The 16,534-nt window shown below is 65.3% G+C and carries 17 protein-coding genes; 9 read left to right on the top strand and 8 right to left on the bottom strand.

Going from position 1 to position 16,534, the window contains the following annotated elements:
* Positions 1 to 4: 4 nt before the first annotated feature.
* Together AC06G6_RS11235 and AC06G6_RS11230 are read right to left on the bottom strand one after the other, a co-directional pair.
* On the bottom strand, positions 5 to 2,416 hold the full coding sequence (locus AC06G6_RS11235) for an alpha/beta fold hydrolase (RefSeq protein ID WP_479822036.1): 2,412 nt from the start codon (positions 2,414 to 2,416) through the stop codon (positions 5 to 7).
* A gap of 133 nt (positions 2,417 to 2,549) precedes the next feature.
* Positions 2,550 to 4,697, bottom strand: coding sequence for a transglycosylase domain-containing protein (locus AC06G6_RS11230; RefSeq protein ID WP_479822033.1), 2,148 nt, complete (start codon positions 4,695 to 4,697; stop codon positions 2,550 to 2,552).
* 390 nt (positions 4,698 to 5,087) lie between these two features.
* Here AC06G6_RS11230 and AC06G6_RS11225 point away from each other — a divergent pair, with 390 nt between their 5' ends.
* Entirely contained in the window at positions 5,088 to 5,585 is a 498-nt protein-coding gene (locus AC06G6_RS11225; protein WP_479822031.1) for a hypothetical protein, read from the top strand.
* 3 nt (positions 5,586 to 5,588) lie between these two features.
* Here the strand turns inward: AC06G6_RS11225 and AC06G6_RS11220 are convergent, their stop codons facing one another.
* A complete protein-coding gene (locus AC06G6_RS11220; RefSeq protein ID WP_479822029.1) occupies positions 5,589 to 6,602 on the bottom strand; it encodes a LacI family DNA-binding transcriptional regulator in 1,014 nt (337 codons plus the stop codon).
* A gap of 297 nt (positions 6,603 to 6,899) precedes the next feature.
* On the opposite strand from AC06G6_RS11220, the gene AC06G6_RS11215 reads away from it, so the two are divergent.
* From AC06G6_RS11215 to AC06G6_RS11195, 5 genes are all read left to right on the top strand, one after another.
* Positions 6,900 to 7,919 carry an asparaginase gene (locus tag AC06G6_RS11215; protein WP_479822027.1) on the top strand — a complete coding sequence of 340 codons (1,020 nt, stop codon included), beginning with the start codon at positions 6,900 to 6,902 and terminating at the stop codon, positions 7,917 to 7,919.
* Between the two features lie 64 nt (positions 7,920 to 7,983).
* Positions 7,984 to 8,871, top strand: coding sequence for a polysaccharide deacetylase family protein (locus tag AC06G6_RS11210; protein WP_307465522.1), 888 nt, complete (start codon positions 7,984 to 7,986; stop codon positions 8,869 to 8,871).
* Positions 8,871 to 10,265: an MFS transporter gene (locus tag AC06G6_RS11205; RefSeq protein ID WP_479822024.1), complete on the top strand. Its 1,395-nt coding sequence runs from the start codon at positions 8,871 to 8,873 to the stop codon at positions 10,263 to 10,265. The genes AC06G6_RS11210 and AC06G6_RS11205 overlap by 1 nt, the downstream gene beginning before the upstream one ends.
* Positions 10,262 to 11,029 (top strand): SDR family NAD(P)-dependent oxidoreductase, encoded by a 768-nt coding sequence (locus tag AC06G6_RS11200; RefSeq protein WP_479822022.1) that lies wholly within the window; start codon positions 10,262 to 10,264, stop codon positions 11,027 to 11,029. Before AC06G6_RS11205 ends, AC06G6_RS11200 begins: the two co-directional genes overlap by 4 nt.
* Positions 11,030 to 11,048: 19 nt before the next feature.
* Positions 11,049 to 11,771, top strand: coding sequence for an SDR family NAD(P)-dependent oxidoreductase (locus AC06G6_RS11195; protein WP_479822020.1), 723 nt, complete (start codon positions 11,049 to 11,051; stop codon positions 11,769 to 11,771).
* 524 nt (positions 11,772 to 12,295) lie between these two features.
* Here AC06G6_RS11195 and AC06G6_RS11190 read toward each other — a convergent pair.
* From AC06G6_RS11190 to AC06G6_RS11170, 5 genes are read right to left on the bottom strand one after another with little or no spacing between them, the layout of a single operon-like run.
* Entirely contained in the window at positions 12,296 to 12,913 is a 618-nt protein-coding gene (locus AC06G6_RS11190) for an Asp23/Gls24 family envelope stress response protein (protein WP_479822018.1), read from the bottom strand.
* A gap of 48 nt (positions 12,914 to 12,961) precedes the next feature.
* Entirely contained in the window at positions 12,962 to 13,549 is a 588-nt protein-coding gene (locus tag AC06G6_RS11185; protein ID WP_479822016.1) for a DUF6286 domain-containing protein, read from the bottom strand.
* Entirely contained in the window at positions 13,546 to 13,962 is a 417-nt protein-coding gene (locus AC06G6_RS11180; RefSeq protein ID WP_479822014.1) for an Asp23/Gls24 family envelope stress response protein, read from the bottom strand. The genes AC06G6_RS11185 and AC06G6_RS11180 overlap by 4 nt, the downstream gene beginning before the upstream one ends.
* A gap of 26 nt (positions 13,963 to 13,988) precedes the next feature.
* Positions 13,989 to 14,168, bottom strand: coding sequence for a hypothetical protein (locus AC06G6_RS11175; RefSeq protein WP_307465510.1), 180 nt, complete (start codon positions 14,166 to 14,168; stop codon positions 13,989 to 13,991).
* 57 nt (positions 14,169 to 14,225) lie between these two features.
* A complete protein-coding gene (locus AC06G6_RS11170; protein WP_479828637.1) occupies positions 14,226 to 14,666 on the bottom strand; it encodes an Asp23/Gls24 family envelope stress response protein in 441 nt (146 codons plus the stop codon).
* A 254-nt stretch (positions 14,667 to 14,920) separates the two neighbouring features.
* Here AC06G6_RS11170 and AC06G6_RS11165 point away from each other — a divergent pair, with 254 nt between their 5' ends.
* The 3 genes from AC06G6_RS11165 to AC06G6_RS11155 are packed head-to-tail and all read left to right on the top strand — an operon-like array spanning position 14,921 to position 16,510.
* On the top strand, positions 14,921 to 15,517 hold the full coding sequence (locus tag AC06G6_RS11165; RefSeq protein WP_479822011.1) for an RNA polymerase sigma factor: 597 nt from the start codon (positions 14,921 to 14,923) through the stop codon (positions 15,515 to 15,517).
* Positions 15,508 to 16,122 (top strand): Asp23/Gls24 family envelope stress response protein, encoded by a 615-nt coding sequence (locus tag AC06G6_RS11160; protein ID WP_479822009.1) that lies wholly within the window; start codon positions 15,508 to 15,510, stop codon positions 16,120 to 16,122. The genes AC06G6_RS11165 and AC06G6_RS11160 overlap by 10 nt, the downstream gene beginning before the upstream one ends.
* Positions 16,115 to 16,510: an Asp23/Gls24 family envelope stress response protein gene (locus AC06G6_RS11155; RefSeq protein ID WP_479822007.1), complete on the top strand. Its 396-nt coding sequence runs from the start codon at positions 16,115 to 16,117 to the stop codon at positions 16,508 to 16,510. The genes AC06G6_RS11160 and AC06G6_RS11155 overlap by 8 nt, the downstream gene beginning before the upstream one ends.
* The last annotated feature ends 24 nt before the right edge of the window (positions 16,511 to 16,534 follow it).

Here is a 16,534-nt window from a genome sequence, read left to right as displayed (position 1 = left end):
CGTGTCAGATGTCTGCCGTCTGGCGGCCCGCCATGACCCGGGACAGGAACTGCTCCACAACCGCGGCGAACTCGTCGGGCCGTTCGATCTGGGGCATGTGCCCCGTGTTCGAGAAGACGTGCGACTCGGCGCGGGGCAACGCCGCGGTCGCCGCCCTCAGCTGGCTGTAAGGGAGGACATGGTCGTGGTCCCCCCAGAGCACGAGCGTCGGAATGTCCGTTTGCGCAAGAGCCTCGACGAGGGCCGTTCGCCATTCGGTCCTGATGCCGACGATCGTTCCGAGATCGCGGGCAATGTCGAGGGTGGTCCGGCTGTGGGCCGCCCGTTGTGACAGGGCGAATGCATGGTCGACGCGGGCGCCGGTCGCCAGCTCCTTGTCATAGAAGAGCGACTGGACCGTGCGGCGCGAAGCTGCTTCGTCCGGGCGCATGAGCAGCGCAGCGAGCGGCCTGACCGTGAGCAGGCGCAGGACCAGGGCAACCTCCTGGCCGAATCCCGCACTGTTGGCCAGCACCAGGGCTGAGACGCGGTGGGGATGGTCGGCCGCGAACTTCATGGCGACGGCACCTCCGAGCGAATTGCCGATGACCGAAAGGGGTTCGGCCACCCCGAGGGCGTCGAGGACGGCGGGCAGGGCGCCGGCAAGCTTCGCCAGAGTCGCCGTCCCGGAGAGCCGGTCGGAGTACGCGAAGCCGGGCAGGTCAACGCTGTAGACGGTATGGCGTGCCGAGAGACGCTGGTGCTGCTCGTTCCAGTCCTCGAGGCTCTGGCCAATGCCGTGCAGGAGCAGGACGGGGTTCCCGGCGCCGGTTTTCCGGTAGCGCAAACGCGTCCCTCCGACGTCGATGTGCGCTGTTCCCGGGAGGTCGAGAGGGCCTCGGCATGCCTCCGGGGTTTCCCGTCCGGGCGCATTCACCTGCTGCCCGCGCCGGCCGAGACGAACGTGGTCCGTCAGCCTGCCGGCCCTGAGCAGGGCCACATCGCGCACATAGTTCTGGTGCAGCCGCCATGGCGAGCCGGTGCCCTGCCGGGGCAGGCTGTCGGCGTCGCGAAGGACGTAGCCCGCCTTCAGATCGATCAGGGACGTCAGCTCAGCGTTCACGACGTCGGCGGGAGCCTTGGGCGTGACCCACTGCAGGTTATGCCGGTCAAGGTACTTCAGCAGCCTGCAGATATAGCCGGCGACCAGATCCGCTTTCAGCGTCCACGACGCGTTGGTGTAGCCGACAGTGAGCGCAAAATTGGGAACGCCGTCGAGCATCATGCCCTTATAGGTCAGGGTCCTGCCGACGTCCACCGCCTCGCCGTCGACCCGGAGAGTCAGCCCGCCGAGCACGAGCAGGTTCAGCCCTGTCGCCGTGACGATCACGTCGGCCGGAATCGATCTCCCCGAGACCAGGTCAAGCCCGCTCGGAGTGATCCGCGAGATCTCGTCGGTCACGATGTCGGCAGTGCCCGCGCTGATGGCGCGGTAAAGGTCGCCGTTGGGGATCGCGCAGAGCCGCTGGTCCCAGGGCTGATACGACGGGGCCAGGTGCGTGTCGACCGCAAAGCCCTCCGGCAGCTTGGCGATGGCTGCCTTGCGGAGGATCGCCTTCATCGTTTCCGGCCGCCGCCGGCTGAGCTGGTAGGTCAGCATCGAAAATAGGATGTTCTTTGCCCGTACGACGTCGTAAGCCAGTTGCGCGGGCACCTTGCCTCGAAGAAGGTCGGCCAGGTGATCCCGGGACGGCACGGGTGCAATATACGTGGGGGAGCGCTGCAGCATGGTGACCTTGGCGGCCGAGCCCGCCATCGAGGGCACGAGTGTCACTGCGGTCGCCCCGCTGCCGATGATCACCACCTGCTTGCCTTCGTAATCAAGATCGGCGGGCCAGTGTTGCGGGTGGACGATCGATCCCGCAAACGTGCCGGCCCCCTCGATGGCCGGGGTGAATCCTTCGTCGTACCGGTAATAGCCCGAGCAGACGGACAGGAACGAGCAGGTGAACGTGACCGACGGGCCGGCGGGCGACGCCGGATCGTCCCGTCGATATTCGCCGCCGGACGTGCGGGCGGCCGTGACGGTCCACAGCGCGGTTTCGCTTGACCACTCGGCCGATTCGACCCGGTGATGCAGCCGGATCCGCGGTTCGAGTTTCTCGTCCGCGACCGTCGCCTCGATGTATTCGCGAATGGAATCGCCGTCGGCAATGGCCTTGGCGCCGGCCCAGGGCCGGAAGGAGTAGCCGAGCGTGTACATGTCGCTGTCGGAGCGGATGCCCGGGTACCTGAAAAGATCCCACGTGCCTCCCACCGCGCCGCGGGACTCAAGGATCGTGAAGGTCTTCCCAGGCGCTTCACGCTTCAGCCGGCCGGCGAAACCGATGCCGCTCAGCCCGGCTCCGACAATCAACACATCAACGTGTTCGCTCATGAGGCCAAGTTACCAAGTAACAACTTCCGGGCGCAGAACACCGGCGGCGAGGTGACGGGCACCGCCGCCACTCATCCGGCGTTCAGGCGGCCGCCGCCCTGCTGCTGCGGGAGGACCTGACGGACACTGCGGGTCACGGCTTGGTCATGGACTCGGGCGGAGGCGGGAAAGCCTCGGCGGGATAGAGGCCCGCGACCTCGAGCATGTAGTTCGCCCACTGCGGGCCGGCGAGCATGTAGCCGTCAATGTTCTTGTAGAACTTGCCGTTAATGGTGACGTTCTGGCCGGGCCGTTTCTGGCCTTCCAGGGCGTCTCCGAAGAAGGACGCGGTGGCCAGGCCGCTGGTGTAGCCGACCACCCAGGTCGCGCCGTTGGTGTTGGATGTGCCGGTCTTGGCCGCGACCGGGAAACTGGTGTGGACCTTGGGTTCGATGTACACGCCGGACCCCAGTTTCAGCACATCCTGGAGCACGGAGTTCACGCCCCGGGCGACCTCGGGCTTCACCGCGCTGCGGCAGTCGCTGATCTGGGCCGGCAGTTCCCGACCCGCGGCATCGGTCACGCCCGCGATGGCGATCGGGGCGCAATACCGGCCGTCAGCGGCGAACGTGGCAAACGCGTTGGCCAGATGGAGCGGGGCAACCCCAATGGCACCCAGCAGGTTGCCCAGCTGATGCATGTTCACCGGGGCATTATCCACGCCGCTGTGAAGTCCCACGGCATCCACCATTCTCTGGATGCCGCAGAAATCCAGCTCGGCGGCCTCCGCGAAGGTGGCCGTGTTGATGGAGTTGTAGAGCCCGTAATTGACGGGCATCTTGCGGTAATAGCCCTCGTCGTTGTTCTGCAGGTCGTCCGCGGCGCCGAGGGCCTTTTCGGCCGTGTTGTAAGCCCCGAGGACCTTTCCACAGCTGGACTTCCACGGGAAGTCCAGCGGATACGTCCGCCGGGAGGCATCCACCTCGGTGACCATGGACTTGCCTTCATTGAGCCATTCCGCGAAGGTGAACGGCTTCATCGTGGACCCGGGTTGGAACCCGCCGGCGCCGTTTAAATCATTCCCGTCGGCGTCCTTTGCATCGACGTTGAAGTTCAGCTGGGTGTCGAATTTTCCGGGGGCGGGCAGAAACACGGTGTTTTGCGCCATCGCGAGGATCCTGCCGGTGCCGGGACCGATCGAGACCAGCGACGCGCCCCATTTGTCCGGGTTGGCCCCAGCGGTGGCGTCTACCTGCGCCTGCGCGGAAGCCTGAAGCCTGCTGTCCAGCGTCGTGGTGATGGTCAGGCCGCCGCGGTACAGCTTCCTCTCGCGAGCGGTGGCGTCGATGCCGTACACCGGGTTGTTGAGGATCAGGTGGGAGACGTAGTCGCAGAAGTACGGCGCCATGTCAGCCGCCGAACACCCCTGCTTTGCAGGTGTGATCTTCAGTTCGACACCGCTGGCGACAGCCGCGTCATGATCAGCCTGAAGGATTTTCCCGTCGCTGAGCATTTTGTCCAGGACCTGGTTGCGCCGCTTGATGGCGTTGTCCGGGTTGACTGAGGGATCGTAGAAGCTGGGGCTGTTGACCAGGCCGGCGAGCAGGGCAGCCTGCGGCAGGGTCAGGTCCTTTGCGGGAGTGCTGAAGAAATGCCGGGCTGCGGCCTCAATGCCGTAGGCGTCCCGATTGAAGAACACGATATTGAGATAGCCCTCCAGGATCTGGTCCTTGGTGAATTTCTTTTCCAGCTCGAGGGCGAGCTTCATCTCCCGTACCTTGTCGCCGATGCTCTTCTGCCCGCTGAGGATGACCTGATCGGTCCTCTCCGCCGACACCAGGGACTCATTGATCACGTTCGTTACGTACTGCTGGGTCAGGGTGGATGCGCCCTGTCTGTCGCCGCTGGTCAGGTTTGTCGTGAGCGCCCGGAGAATCCCCTGGGGGTCGACGCCGGCATGCTCGTAGAAGCGGCTGTCCTCGATGGCGACGATCGCGTCCCGGATGTACGGCGACATCTCGTCCAGAGTCACCCTCACGCGGTTCTCCGCGAAGAAGGTGGCGATCGGCTTCCCGTCCGAGCTCAGCACTTTGGTTGACTGCGACGGCGGAGCAACCGCCAGTTCCGCGGGGAGGTTGTTGAAGAAGATGATTGACCTGCTGACGGCAACGCCGGCAGCAGCGACGCCGGGGACCGCCAGGCTGGCGACCAGAACACCGCAGACAGCGCTCACTGTCAGGAATCCGAGGACCCTCCACAGGGCCACGGCCAGACGAGATCGATTCCGCTTCTTCGGCGCCATGTTTGTCCAGCTGTCGAGCTCAAAATGTGCGTCCAGAATAGGCCGCCACGACGCCGGGGGACCAGTGCCGGAAGTCCCCAGGGGCCAAGGACTCTTCCCGCCTCCAGTCCCGTACTGATAGACCGGACCCCTCTTCGGAATCACTGCGGACGTCCCGGCGCATCCTCGCATTCTTTCGGCAACACCCGAGCCCTGAGGGGAGACACGATGACACACCGCGCGGCGAATTGGGCTTCCCGGTCTGGAGCTGCTGCCATTGCAGCCGCTGTTGTGACGGCCTACTTGGCAGTGGTGCGGCCGCGCCTGCTGCGCGCCGGCGCCACCGCAGCGGAAGCCAACGGGCCCTATCCGGGGGACGGGCTTATCCCGGAGGGGACCCGCAGCGGAACCATGGCCGTGACCATTGACGCGCCCCGCTCGCGCGTGTGGGCTTGGCTGGCGCAGATGGGGACCGACCGGGCGGGGTGGTACAGCTGGGACAGGCTGGACAACTTCGGGCGCGCCAGCGCCTGGACAGTTCACCCCGAGTGGCAGGAGATCTTTGTTGGCGACCATCTGGCGGGCACACCGGACGGCAGCCAGTGGTGGGAGGTCGCGGCGATGGAACCGGAGCGGTTCCTGGGTCTGCGCATGTCGCTTGATCTGCGGGGCCACCCGTTCGATCCGGCGGGACAGCGTCCCCGATACTTCACCGACTCGCTGTGGGGGTTCGAGCTGAAGGACGAGGCAGGCGGGCGCACCCGGCTCGTCGTCAGCGGGTACTGGTCGTTCCGGCCGAAGTGGCTGCAGCCCATCCTGAGTGTCTTGTTGCTGGAGCCCTCTCACTGGGTCATGCAGACCCGTCAGTTTACGAATCTCAAACGCCGGGCAGAGTCAGAAAGGGCCTGAGCTTCAGGCGCTGCTTTCCCGCACGCAGAGGGTTGGTTCCAGCCTGACCGGCTCGGGAATTTCGCCGTCCAGTAGCCGTTTCAGGAGTTGCACCGCAGTCCTCCCGATGTCCAGCATGGGCGAGCGAACCGAGGACAGCGGAATGGGGAGTTCCGCGGCCAGCGAGGTGTCATTGAAACCAACCACCGCCACGTCGTCGCCGACAGTGAGGCCGTGGGACCGCAGTGCTCCCATGGCGCCGATCGCCGCAAAGTCGTTAACGGCGAACAGTGCAGTCGGGGCGGGGTGGCAGTGGGTCAGGATATTTTCGGCCGCTTCCCGTCCGCCGGCGGTATCGAACCGAGACCAGACGATGGAGTCTTGGGGGATTTTGCCGCCCAGCGTACGCCAACGGTCCACGAAGCCCGCCGTCCGGTCAACGGCCGTGCTGGCGTAGGGCTCACCGGCGATGACAGCTACGTTCCGATGCCCCTTGCTCCACAGGTGGTCGGCGACAAGTGTGCCACCAAGGACGTCGTCGCACGTGGCGGACGGGTAGCCCGAGACACGGCGGTTCACGAGGACGAAAGGCACCTTCCGGTCCGTCAACTCCCGCAGCAGGTCACCGTCCAGGTGCGCGTCACCGATGATCAGTCCGTCCACGCGACGGGCCAGCATGGTGTCAGTCTTCCGTCGTTGTTCCTGGGGGTCGTCGCGGGAGTTCATGACGAAAGTCGAATAGCCCAGCGCCGCCGCGGCCTCATCCATGCCCTCGTACATGGTTGCCAGGACAAGGTCCGAAAGCCGGGGCACGATCACTCCCATAAGGCGCGTGCGCCGAGTCCGCAGACCGGCGGCCTGCGGGTCTGGGGAGTACCCCCGTTTCCGTGCCAGATCCCGCACACGTTCGGCCGTCGCCACGGAGGCCGCCCCTCGCGCCACGGCGGAGTCCGAGTGAAGGATCCTGGACACGGTCGACGGGTGGATGCCAAGCTCGTCCGCCAGATCCCTCAACGTGACGGTCGTGTTCCCGGCCATGGTTCCTTCCAATCGCTTACCTGCCTCAGCCAAAAGAGATGTCGCCACTAATCCTGCCCAATATCAGGCCGCTCTCTGGTTCGGAAGACCCTTGACGTGCCACACATCACATTCTATAGTCAATTTACCGCTTACCCAATCGATTGGGTAGGCGTGGTTCGGGCCCAAGGGCGAGGCGTTTACACCCTCGAAACACCCGCAGGCATACGCGGGAAACATCGCAAGGATAATTTTTATCCCACAACCCAATCGATTGGGTAAGCGTCTGACAGAAGATGCAGGACAGATGGAGCGGAAATGACTCTCACAGAATTGGCTGGCCCCCATGTGGTGCTCCTGGCGACCGGAGGAACAATATCCTCCCGTGCGTCGGAGGCCGGGGGAGCCGCCGTGGCGTCGGACTCGGGAGAGCAGGTGTTCGCCAGCTTGGGGGTGCAAGCTTCGTATCCGGTCCGGGTGGGTGACGTCTTCCGCAAGGGTTCGTACCTGCTGACGGTCGATGACATGATCGCGATCTGCGCCAGCATCAGGCAATCCCTGGCCGACCCGCAGGTTCTGGGGGTCGTGGTCACCCACGGTACGGACACGATGGAGGAGACCGCCTATCTTGTTGATCTCACCCACGATGATCCTCGTCCGGTGGTGTTCACCGGGGCGCAGGAGGCGGCCGACTCCCCGACGCCGGACGGTCCCGGCAATCTCTCTCGCGCGATCGCCGTTGCCGGTTCTCCGCACGCCCGGGGAAAGGGCGTGCTGCTGGCGTTTGCCGGGACCATCTTCCCGGCTGCTGGAGTTCGGAAGAGCCACACGACCCGGCTCGACGCGTTCGCCGACCCGGATTTCGGAACGGCCGGGTCAGTGTCCGGCTCCGGCGAGGTCAACATACATGCAGCACAGCGCGGCCTTGCCCCGTTACCGTTACCAGGCGTCGGCGCCGGCTCACCGCGTGTGGACCTTATAGCCGTCTATCCCGGAGCGGATTCCACGCTCCTGCAGGCTTCCCTTCAGGCCGGTGCGGCAGGGGTTGTGCTCCAAGGAACCGGAACGGGCAACGCCAACCGCGTGCTGTGCCGGGACGTCGCCGACGCAATCGCGGCCGGGGTCGTGGTGGTGACGAGCACGCGGGTGGAAGCCGGCGCAGTCGTTCCCCGATACGGCGACGGCGGCGGTGCCGACCTCCGCGCGGCCGGCGCCATACCCTCCGGTCTGCTCAGACCATCCCAGTCGCTGGTCCTTCTCAGCCTGCTACTCAGGCTTGATACCCCCGCGGCCGGCATTGCGGAAACCTTCGCCCGCCGGGGCACGCTCCCGGACTAGTTTCGCCCCAAACCAAAACCGCACCAACAAAACCTCAACAAAAACGCAATGAAAGGTGGATCCCATGACTAAGGACATCCAAGTCGCATTCGGCGTGGACGTGGACGCCGTGGCCGGAATGCTCGGCTCCTACGGGGGCGAGGATTCCCCGTGCGATATCTCACGTGGCCTGTTCAGCGGCGAGGTCGGCGGCCCGCGCCTCATCCGCCTCTTCGAGAAGTACGGCCTGCCCGCCACATGGTTCGTGCCCGGCCACTCGATCGAGACGTTCCCGGACCTGACCCGGATGATCGTGGACGCGGGGCACGAAATCGGAGTGCACGGATACTCGCACGAAAACCCCATCGCCATGACCCGCGAGCAGGAGACGGCCATCCTGGACCGGTCGATCGAACTCATCGAAAAGGTCTCCGGCCGTCGCCCCACCGGCTATGTCGCTCCCTGGTGGGAGTTTTCCCCGGTCACCAACGAGATTCTCCTCGAACGCGGGATCAAGTACGACCACTCCCTGATGCATCGCGATTTCGAGCCCTACTACGTGCGCGTCGGTGACAGCTGGAAGAAGATCGACTACACCAAGGCCGCCGAGACCTGGATGGAGCCGCTCGTCCGGGGCAAGGAAACCGACCTCGTCGAAATCCCCGCCAACTGGTACCTGGACGACCTTCCTCCCATGATGTTCATCAAGGCGGCCCCGAACTCCCACGGCTTCGTCAGCCCCCGGGACATCGAACAAATGTGGCGCGACCAGTTCGACTGGGTATACCGCGAAATGGACCAGGCGGCCTTCACCATGACGATCCACCCGGATGTCTCGGGCCGCCCCCAGGTCCTGCTCATGCTCGAACGCCTCATCGAACACATCAACTCCCACGAAGGCGTCAGTTGGCTCACCTTCGACCAGATCGCGGACTCCTTCCTCGCACGCAGCCCCCGAAAGGAAAACCAGTAATGACCACCCAGCAGCCCGCCGTCGACCTGACGCAGCCCGCCCCCAACGAGAAGCGCCGCTTCCCGACATTCTCCAAGCACCACACGACCACCGCCACCGTGCTGGCCCTGTGTGCCTGGACCGTCGCCGTGTTCGACTTTGGGCTTTTCGGCACCCTCCTGCCGGCCATGCAGGAAGAGTTCGGTTGGACCGAATCCGAAGCCTATGCGATCAATACCTGGATCGCCGTCGGCACCGCGATCGTCTGCTTCGGCATCGGCCCGGTCATTGACCGGCTCGGCCGGCGCAAGGGCATGATGACCACCGTCGGCGGAACGGCCATCGTCTCCGCTCTGACGGCCCTGATCCCGACCGGAATCCCGTTCCTCAGCAACGGCCTGCTCGTGCTGGTGCGTTCCTTCGGCGGGCTCGGATTCTCCGAGCAGGCCGTCAACGCGACCTACATGAACGAGGTCTACCAGGTCACCGAAGTCGCCGATAAGCGCAAGCGCCCCGGCTTCCACTACTCCTTCATCCAGGGCGGCTGGCCGCTGGGCTTCCTGCTCGCCAGTGCCCTCGCCCTCGTCTTCCTTCCGTCCCTTGGCTGGCGGGCCCTCTATCTCATGGCAACCGTTCCGGCCGTCATCATCGTGTGGGTCATTGCCAAGAAGCTCAAGGAGACGCCGCAGTTCGAGCTGCACCACAAGCTGACCGAACTTGAGAAGAGCGGCAAGACCGAGGAAGCCCACTCCCTGGCCCGCGCATTCGGCGTCGAACACTCTTCCGCTGCCCCGCTCAAGCGAATCTGGGAGCCGCACCTGCGCCGGAACACGATCGTCTTCTCGCTGGCCTGGATCTTCAACTTCTTCGGCATCCTGATCTTCAGCATTCTCGGCAGCTCCGTCCTGAAGAACGCCAAGGGTGTGGAACTCACCGATGCCTTCTGGATGCTGATCGTCATCAACCTGCTGGCGTACTTCGGCTACGTTTTCCACGGCTGGCTCGGTGACAAGATCGGCCGGAAGCGGACCATCATCGGGGGCTGGATTCTCTCCGGCATTTCCTTCACCATCATGCTCAGCCCGATCGCCACCAGCCCCTTCATGATCATCGCAACCTATGGTGCCGGACTGTTCTTCCTGGTCGGACCGTACGCCGCGATCCAGTACTTCATGGCCGAGTGCTACCCCGTCAGCTGCCGTGCCACCGGCACCGCCTTCATCGGCGCGATGAGCCAGCCCGGCACCATTCTCGGCGGGTTCCTGTTCACGCTGGCAGCCGCCAGCGCAGGAACCGGCGCTGCAGCCCTGTGGGTCGGCGCGGCCGGAACGCTGTTCTCCGGCCTCCTGATGATCGCCGCGAAGCCCCCGGTCGAGGCCCTGCTCGAGGACCACCCGCACGAGGTGGAAGCATGACACCGGAAACAAGGGTGGCCGTGATCACCGGAGCGGCCAGCGGCATTGGACGGTCCGTTGCCGTCCACTACGCCCACCGGGGCGTGCATTCGGTGATCGGCACCTTTCCCGGTGACCCGCACGACCCGGAAGAAACCCTCCGGCTTGTGACGGACGCAGGCGGTCAGGGAGTCGTCCACGAAGTCGATGTCCGCAGCACACCGTCTGTTGATGCGTTCGCCGAACGCGCCCTGGCGGAGTACGGCCGACTGGACTACGCGGTGGCCAACGCAGGAATTCTGCGCAACTCGCCCCTGGCCGAGATGACTGATGAGCGCTGGGACGACATGCTCGACGTCGACCTTACCGGCGTCCTGCGGACCCTGCGGGCCGGGTCCGTGCGGATGACCGGCGGCGGAGCGATGGTGGCCGTGTCCTCTATTGCCGGGGGAGTCTACGGGTGGGAGGAGCATGCCCATTACGCGGCCGCCAAGGCCGGCGTACTCGGGTTGATCCGCAGCGTGGCCGCCGAGCTGGGACCGCGCGGCATCCGCGCCAACGCTGTGATTCCCGGTCTTATCGAGACGCCCCAGTCCTTGGACCCGGTGAACTCGCTCGGTCCTGAGGGGCTGCAACGCGCCGGGCTGGAAATCCCGTGGGGCCGGGTCGGACGGCCCGAGGAGGTCGCCAGCGTGATTGGCTTCCTGACCTCCGAGGACGCCTCTTACGTCACCGGCCAGTCACTGATAGTCGACGGCGGTCTCACCATCAAGATGCGCGCCTGAAAGCCCTGGAAGGACAGGAATGAACAACTCAGAAGCCTCGCGTCCCACAGAGGGCCGGGGTGTAGTGGTCACCGGCGGAGCCAGCGGCATCGGCAGGGCCATCGCCGACGCCTTCACCGCCAACGGCGACAGAGTGGCTGTCCTGGACCGGTCGGGCGTGGCGGGAACCATCGCCGTCGACGTCTCAGACGAGGCCAGTGTAAGGGTCGCCTTCGCCGCCGCACGCGCCCAGATCGGGAGCATCGATATTCTCGTGAACAGCGCGGGCCTGCTGACCGAATCGCGGCTGGAAGACATGACCCTGGCCATGTGGAACGAGACGATTTCGGTTGACCTGACGGGTGTCTTCCTGTGCTGCCGGGAGGTGGTGGGGGAGATGCGGCAGCAGAAGTGGGGCCGTATCATCAACATCGCCTCCCAGCTGGCCATCAAAGGCGGAACGGGACTCAGCCACTACAGTGCTGCCAAAGCCGGCGTCGTCGGACTGACCAAGGCTCTGGCCCTGGAAACGGCCGGCGACAACGTGCTGGTCAACAGCATCGCCCCTGGCCCTATTGAGACGCCCCTGGTTGAAGGAATTTCCGAGGAATGGAAAACGGCGAAGCGTGCCGGACTGCCGCTTCTGCGCTTCGGCCTTCCGGCCGAGGTGGCGCCTACGGCGCTGCTTCTCGCCAGCGATCCGGGCGGCAACCTGTATGTCGGCCAGACGCTTGGGCCAAATTCCGGCGACGTCATGCCCTAGGAAGGGATACCTCACATGTGCGGCGCGTGCGGACGAAATGTTGTGAGCGACCCCGTACTGGGGTCGAACCGAACGATGCGACAGCACCTCATTGTCGCCCAAACGATCAACGCCATCTGCCAAACATGGCCCGGGGCCCCCAAAGTGGCCGCCACCAGCGACGGCTGGCTGGTTTCGGGACCAACGGGGGCCTCCGCGGCCATCACGACGGTGGAGGCTGTGTGGTCCGCTGTTCTCCTTAGCAACCCGGGAATGCGGTCCTGGGATTTGAATGGATTTGCGCACGAGCCCCGTGCTGCGGAAAATCCTGGCGCCGCGGCGCACATCGGGGGTGCGGACGACGGGTCGGTCCTGGCGGCAGCGGACTTGCCTCCGGAGGGCTTGTCTCTCCGGGTATTGACCCTCGGCTACCAGATGGCGCGCGCTAGGGACACTGCGCTGGGATCGTAAAGCGAAGCACTTGAGGCAGCAACCTTACTTACTTCAGATGCGCCGGAGAGCTCCGCCTGGGTGCTGCTCAGTGGCTAGTAGACGACGGTGCCGGTGGAATGCACGACGGTTCCGGTGCTTTGGGTTCGTCCGCTGACGTCGATCTGCAGCCGGCTGCTCTGCAGGGGCACCTCCAGGGCGCTGGACAGCTCCGGCAGGGTGGTTGTTTGGATGCGGTGAATAACGTCCCGGATGTCGGCCCTGTCATTGACCGTCACCTTCAGGGTCAGGTCGGGGGCCATGGCGGTTCCACGCAGCAGGGCTGCGGACGTGACGACACCGGGCAGGGTGTTGATCTGCTTTTCGACGGCGGCGGCGAGGACGGACGGGTCGCAGAGGGTGAATCCCTGGCTGCCGTCGTCGTGGAGGCGGTAGGCGCCTGCCCTGTTCCTTCTCGGGATCTGGGCGATGATCCACAGCAGCCCCAGGACCCCGATGATGACTCCGATGATGAGTACGGTGGCCGCCACCCACGGCTGCGCGAGGAATGCCTGCAGGTCACCGGCGATGACGGACTGCCATGCGGGGGCGGTGCTGAGGAGAGTTTGCAGTGTCCCGTTCGTCTGCAGGAGCAGTGCGGTGCCGGCGGCCAGGCAAAGGATGCCGAGAATTGCCAGCCAGATCCGGTTCAGTGTTCCTGCGTTCTGCCTCATCGGAAGCCGTCCTTCATATAGTCGCGGTAGGCGGGTGCGCGAACGGTTTCAGTCTCTGGACCGGACCGTGGCGGTGACTTGGGGCACCGGCGAGAGCCCGGTTTCTTCGAGACGGGCCCGGACGGCGTCGGTGATCCTCTGGCGCAGGTCCCCCGGCTCGTGCAGGGAAGTCGTCACGTTCACGTGGACGCGCCGCGTGGTGGCTGTCGCGGAGGCCGAGCCGACGCCGTCGATCTGCACGCACCGGGCCTTGGCCAGGTGGGCGACGGCGCGGCGGGTCATCACTGTCTCCTGCTCCTGCACCGGTGGCGCCTCAACCCCGGCGCCCGTGCCCGAATCATCGATAGTGAGGGCACTGAACCCTCCTGGAATGATGGCGCAGAGCAAGAGGATGACCCCTGCGATGACGGCGGCTATCCCGATCTGCCCCACGGCGGGGTCATTCCATGCCAGCGCGGCGAGCCAGTCGCTGGGCCCCTGCAGCACGGTCGGCCACGACCCGGTGACCAGCCGGGTGACGCTCAGCCAGACCAGTGCGGCGCCGGCGGCCAGGAGCACTATTCCGGCGATAAGGGCAGGGATAGCGCGGCTGGGCCGGTGCCTCAGGCGCGTGGACCGTTGGACGTGCCGGCTCACAGCAGCTTCCTTCGGCCGTTGGTGTCGGCTCCGGTGGTCAGCCACGCGATCCTGATGTCGACCTGTCGGACGTCTACTCCGGTCAGGTCGGTCACCCTGGTCGCGATCCGGCGGCGCAGTTCCTCGGTGGCCTGGCGCAGCGGCACCGGATACAGCATCCCGATCTCAACGCTTAGGGTCGCGATGTTCCCGGTGATTACCACGGATGCCTTGGGCCGGGCGGAGAGATCAGCACGCGTTCCGATTCCCAGAAATCCGCCGGAGGACCCGCCGGCGGAGGATTCGTCGCTGGCGACCTGGGCGGCGATTTTCTCGATCACCCTGGCCGCCAGGACCGTGTGCCCTCGTGTGCCCGTCTCGGCGAAGCCCGGGACGGTGTCCCCGACCCCGACCCCGGCCCCTTCCCCAGGCAAGGGCAGAGCGTGGGCTCCTGGCGGGTTCATCGGCTCGATGCTCTACCGAACAGGGCCTGGACATCGAGTTTTCCTTCCGCGACCCGGCCGACCAGCAGTCCAATGAATCCGAGGACCACCGTGGCCAGAAGAGCCAGCCAGCCGCCGAAGCCCAAAACGATTCCCAGTACGAGACCTATGGTCACGCACCAACGTGTAGTAGACATAGCCATCCTTTTTCCTCAACGACCGGTTATTTCCTGGCAGGGGACACAGTGAGGTGGTTACTGCAGCTGGGTCTTCTGGACCTGCTGTTCGTCGTGTTCCTCCTCGGGCAGGTGAACATCGGTGACGTTGATGTTCACTTCCAGCACTTCCAATCCGGTGGCGCGCTCAACGGACTGGATGATGTTGCGGCGGATCGCCTGGCTGACCTCCACCACCGAGAACCCGTAGTCGATGACGATGGAGACATCGATGGCGGCCTGACGCTCACCCTTTTCCACGGTGACCCCGCCGCTGACATTGGTCTGGGAGCCGGGGATGCGTTCGGTCAGGGCGCTGAAGGCCCGCCGGCCGGCACTGCCCATGGCGTACACACCGGGAACCTCGCGGGTGGCGATGCCTGCCAGCTTCTGCACCACGGTTTCCTCGATTGTGGTGTCGCCGCGGTCTGTGTGCAGCGCGTCCCTCGCCTTCACTTGTTCCAGCGCGCCGCCGCGCATCTGCTCGTCAGGCGCTGCCATGACGCCGCTCGCAACTCCGGGGGTTTTGGGTGTCTCTGTCATGGAAAACATCTCCTCGTGGGACTGGTGAACGTACGTACACCGATAGGGACGAAACCCAACCGGAATCGTCACGTGACGGCACGAATTATTTTCCCCGCCGGGCAACGGAACCTCCTCACTGTTCCCGGCGTTGCCTGGCTGTGGCATATTGGGCCAGACACCGGCAAGTCACCGGACGGGATGGACAGCGCATGGGTGATCACAGCCCCGGCTTCGAACCGGACCTGGACGAGGGGAGCATCGTCGCCCGCGCCCAGGACGGCGACCTGGCAGCATTCGAACACCTGGTGCTCACGTATCAGTACAGACTCTTTCGGCTGGCGTACCGGATGCTCAACGACCGCGGCGAAGCCGAAGACATCGTGCAGGAGACTCTGACAACGGGCTGGTGTGGTCTCCCCATGCTCGCTGATGCCGACGCTTTCGGTGGCTGGATCTACCGGCTGGCGACGAACAAGTGCCTGGACGTGCTGCGCAAGCGGTCCGCCCATGCCGAGAGCATCGTCGACTCGGACGACATGGACGCCATGCCGGGAGCCCGCGCCCGCTTCGTTTCGGCCGGATGGGATCCGGCCCACGAGGCTGAATGGTCCGCCGAACAGGACGGCCTGACCGCACTCCTGAAGACGCTTCCCCCGGCACAACGGGCCTGCTGGCTGCTGCGGGAAATGCACGGACGCAGTTACGCCGAGATCGGTGTCACACTGAAGATCAGCCCGGCAGCAGTTCGCGGCACACTCGCCCGGGCACGCCATCAGATAGCAGAAGGGATGAGCCAATGGCGTTAGACGACGTCCCCCGGCTCGGCTGCGGCCGCAGCATCGACAGCATCTGGGCCGCCATCGAGCGGCCTCCCACCGCACACGAGGAACAGTGCGAACATTGCCGGACTGCCAGAACCCGGCTCGAAAGACTCAGTGAAGCAACCCGTGCGCTGCGCGAAAGCGACCTGCACGATCCCGCGCTGAAACCCGGCCCCGGGATCAAAGACGCCATCATGGACGTGGCCCGCGCGGAAGTCCGCCGCGGCAGCAGGATCCTCCTGCGCAGCGCAGACAACGGCACCACGGAGATCAGCGAACAGGCCCTGAGCTCCCTCGTCCGGTTCGCGGCGGCAGCGATCCCCGGGGTTCACTCACGACGCTGCCGCATCGAAATAGGCCCGGCCGCCGCCAGCCTCACCGGGGAAGACCACCCGTCCGGAACCACCGGCACTGCCACCACTGCCGGCCCTCGCCTCATAGTCAACCTTCGGGTTGCCGCAGCCCCGGGCGTCGACATCCCCCTCATGGCGGAGGCGCTGCGACACGAGATCAGCAACGCGATTCCGGCCGGCGTCGGTATTGGCGCCGGAACCGTCAACATCACCGTGGAGGACCTGTACGATGTCTGACCCGCCCCTCCAAGGCTCCATCATCACCAGCCAGCTCATCGCCTCCCTCGCCACCCGCACCACGCTGGAGACACCCGGAGTCCTCAGACTCGAACCCACTGTCCAAGGCCTCCTGGCCCGGCTTGGTCCCGCCGCCTTGCGGCACCTACGCAATCCCCGCAGCCAAAACGGCACGTACCGGCACGACGGCGTCACCGCGACAATCAGCGACGGCACCGCACGCGTCCACCTCGATATCGCCACCGACATCGCCTACCCCGCCCTCGATGTCGCCGAAGCGGTACAACAACGCGTGCGTGAAAGCATCAGCCACACCGGCCTGACCCCGGGCGCGATCGACATCACCATCCTCGCCATAGAACACCACCGCGGTCCAACGATCAGGTAACACCCGTGCAATCAATGGCTCCAC

The organism is Arthrobacter sp. CJL-S3 (genome assembly GCF_056711635.1).
The sequence above is the reverse complement of the archived record's forward strand: the minus strand, read 5'-3'. Positions and strand labels throughout refer to the sequence as shown.

Coding starts and splice junctions, on each gene's coding strand:
- AC06G6_RS11220 (WP_479822029.1), bottom strand. CDS start 6,602: ATGGCCGGGAACACGACCGTCACGTTGAGGGATCTGGCGGACGAGCTT.
- AC06G6_RS11195 (WP_479822020.1), top strand. CDS start 11,049: ATGAACAACTCAGAAGCCTCGCGTCCCACAGAGGGCCGGGGTGTAGTG.
- AC06G6_RS11160 (WP_479822009.1), top strand. CDS start 15,508: ATGGCGTTAGACGACGTCCCCCGGCTCGGCTGCGGCCGCAGCATCGAC.
- AC06G6_RS11210 (WP_307465522.1), top strand. CDS start 7,984: ATGACTAAGGACATCCAAGTCGCATTCGGCGTGGACGTGGACGCCGTG.
- AC06G6_RS11215 (WP_479822027.1), top strand. CDS start 6,900: ATGACTCTCACAGAATTGGCTGGCCCCCATGTGGTGCTCCTGGCGACC.
- AC06G6_RS11165 (WP_479822011.1), top strand. CDS start 14,921: ATGGGTGATCACAGCCCCGGCTTCGAACCGGACCTGGACGAGGGGAGC.
- AC06G6_RS11155 (WP_479822007.1), top strand. CDS start 16,115: ATGTCTGACCCGCCCCTCCAAGGCTCCATCATCACCAGCCAGCTCATC.
- AC06G6_RS11230 (WP_479822033.1), bottom strand. CDS start 4,697: ATGGCGCCGAAGAAGCGGAATCGATCTCGTCTGGCCGTGGCCCTGTGG.
- AC06G6_RS11235 (WP_479822036.1), bottom strand. CDS start 2,416: ATGAGCGAACACGTTGATGTGTTGATTGTCGGAGCCGGGCTGAGCGGC.
- AC06G6_RS11205 (WP_479822024.1), top strand. CDS start 8,871: ATGACCACCCAGCAGCCCGCCGTCGACCTGACGCAGCCCGCCCCCAAC.
- AC06G6_RS11225 (WP_479822031.1), top strand. CDS start 5,088: ATGGCCGTGACCATTGACGCGCCCCGCTCGCGCGTGTGGGCTTGGCTG.
- AC06G6_RS11170 (WP_479828637.1), bottom strand. CDS start 14,666: ATGCGCGGCGGCGCGCTGGAACAAGTGAAGGCGAGGGACGCGCTGCAC.
- AC06G6_RS11200 (WP_479822022.1), top strand. CDS start 10,262: ATGACACCGGAAACAAGGGTGGCCGTGATCACCGGAGCGGCCAGCGGC.
- AC06G6_RS11175 (WP_307465510.1), bottom strand. CDS start 14,168: ATGTCTACTACACGTTGGTGCGTGACCATAGGTCTCGTACTGGGAATC.
- AC06G6_RS11190 (WP_479822018.1), bottom strand. CDS start 12,913: ATGAGGCAGAACGCAGGAACACTGAACCGGATCTGGCTGGCAATTCTC.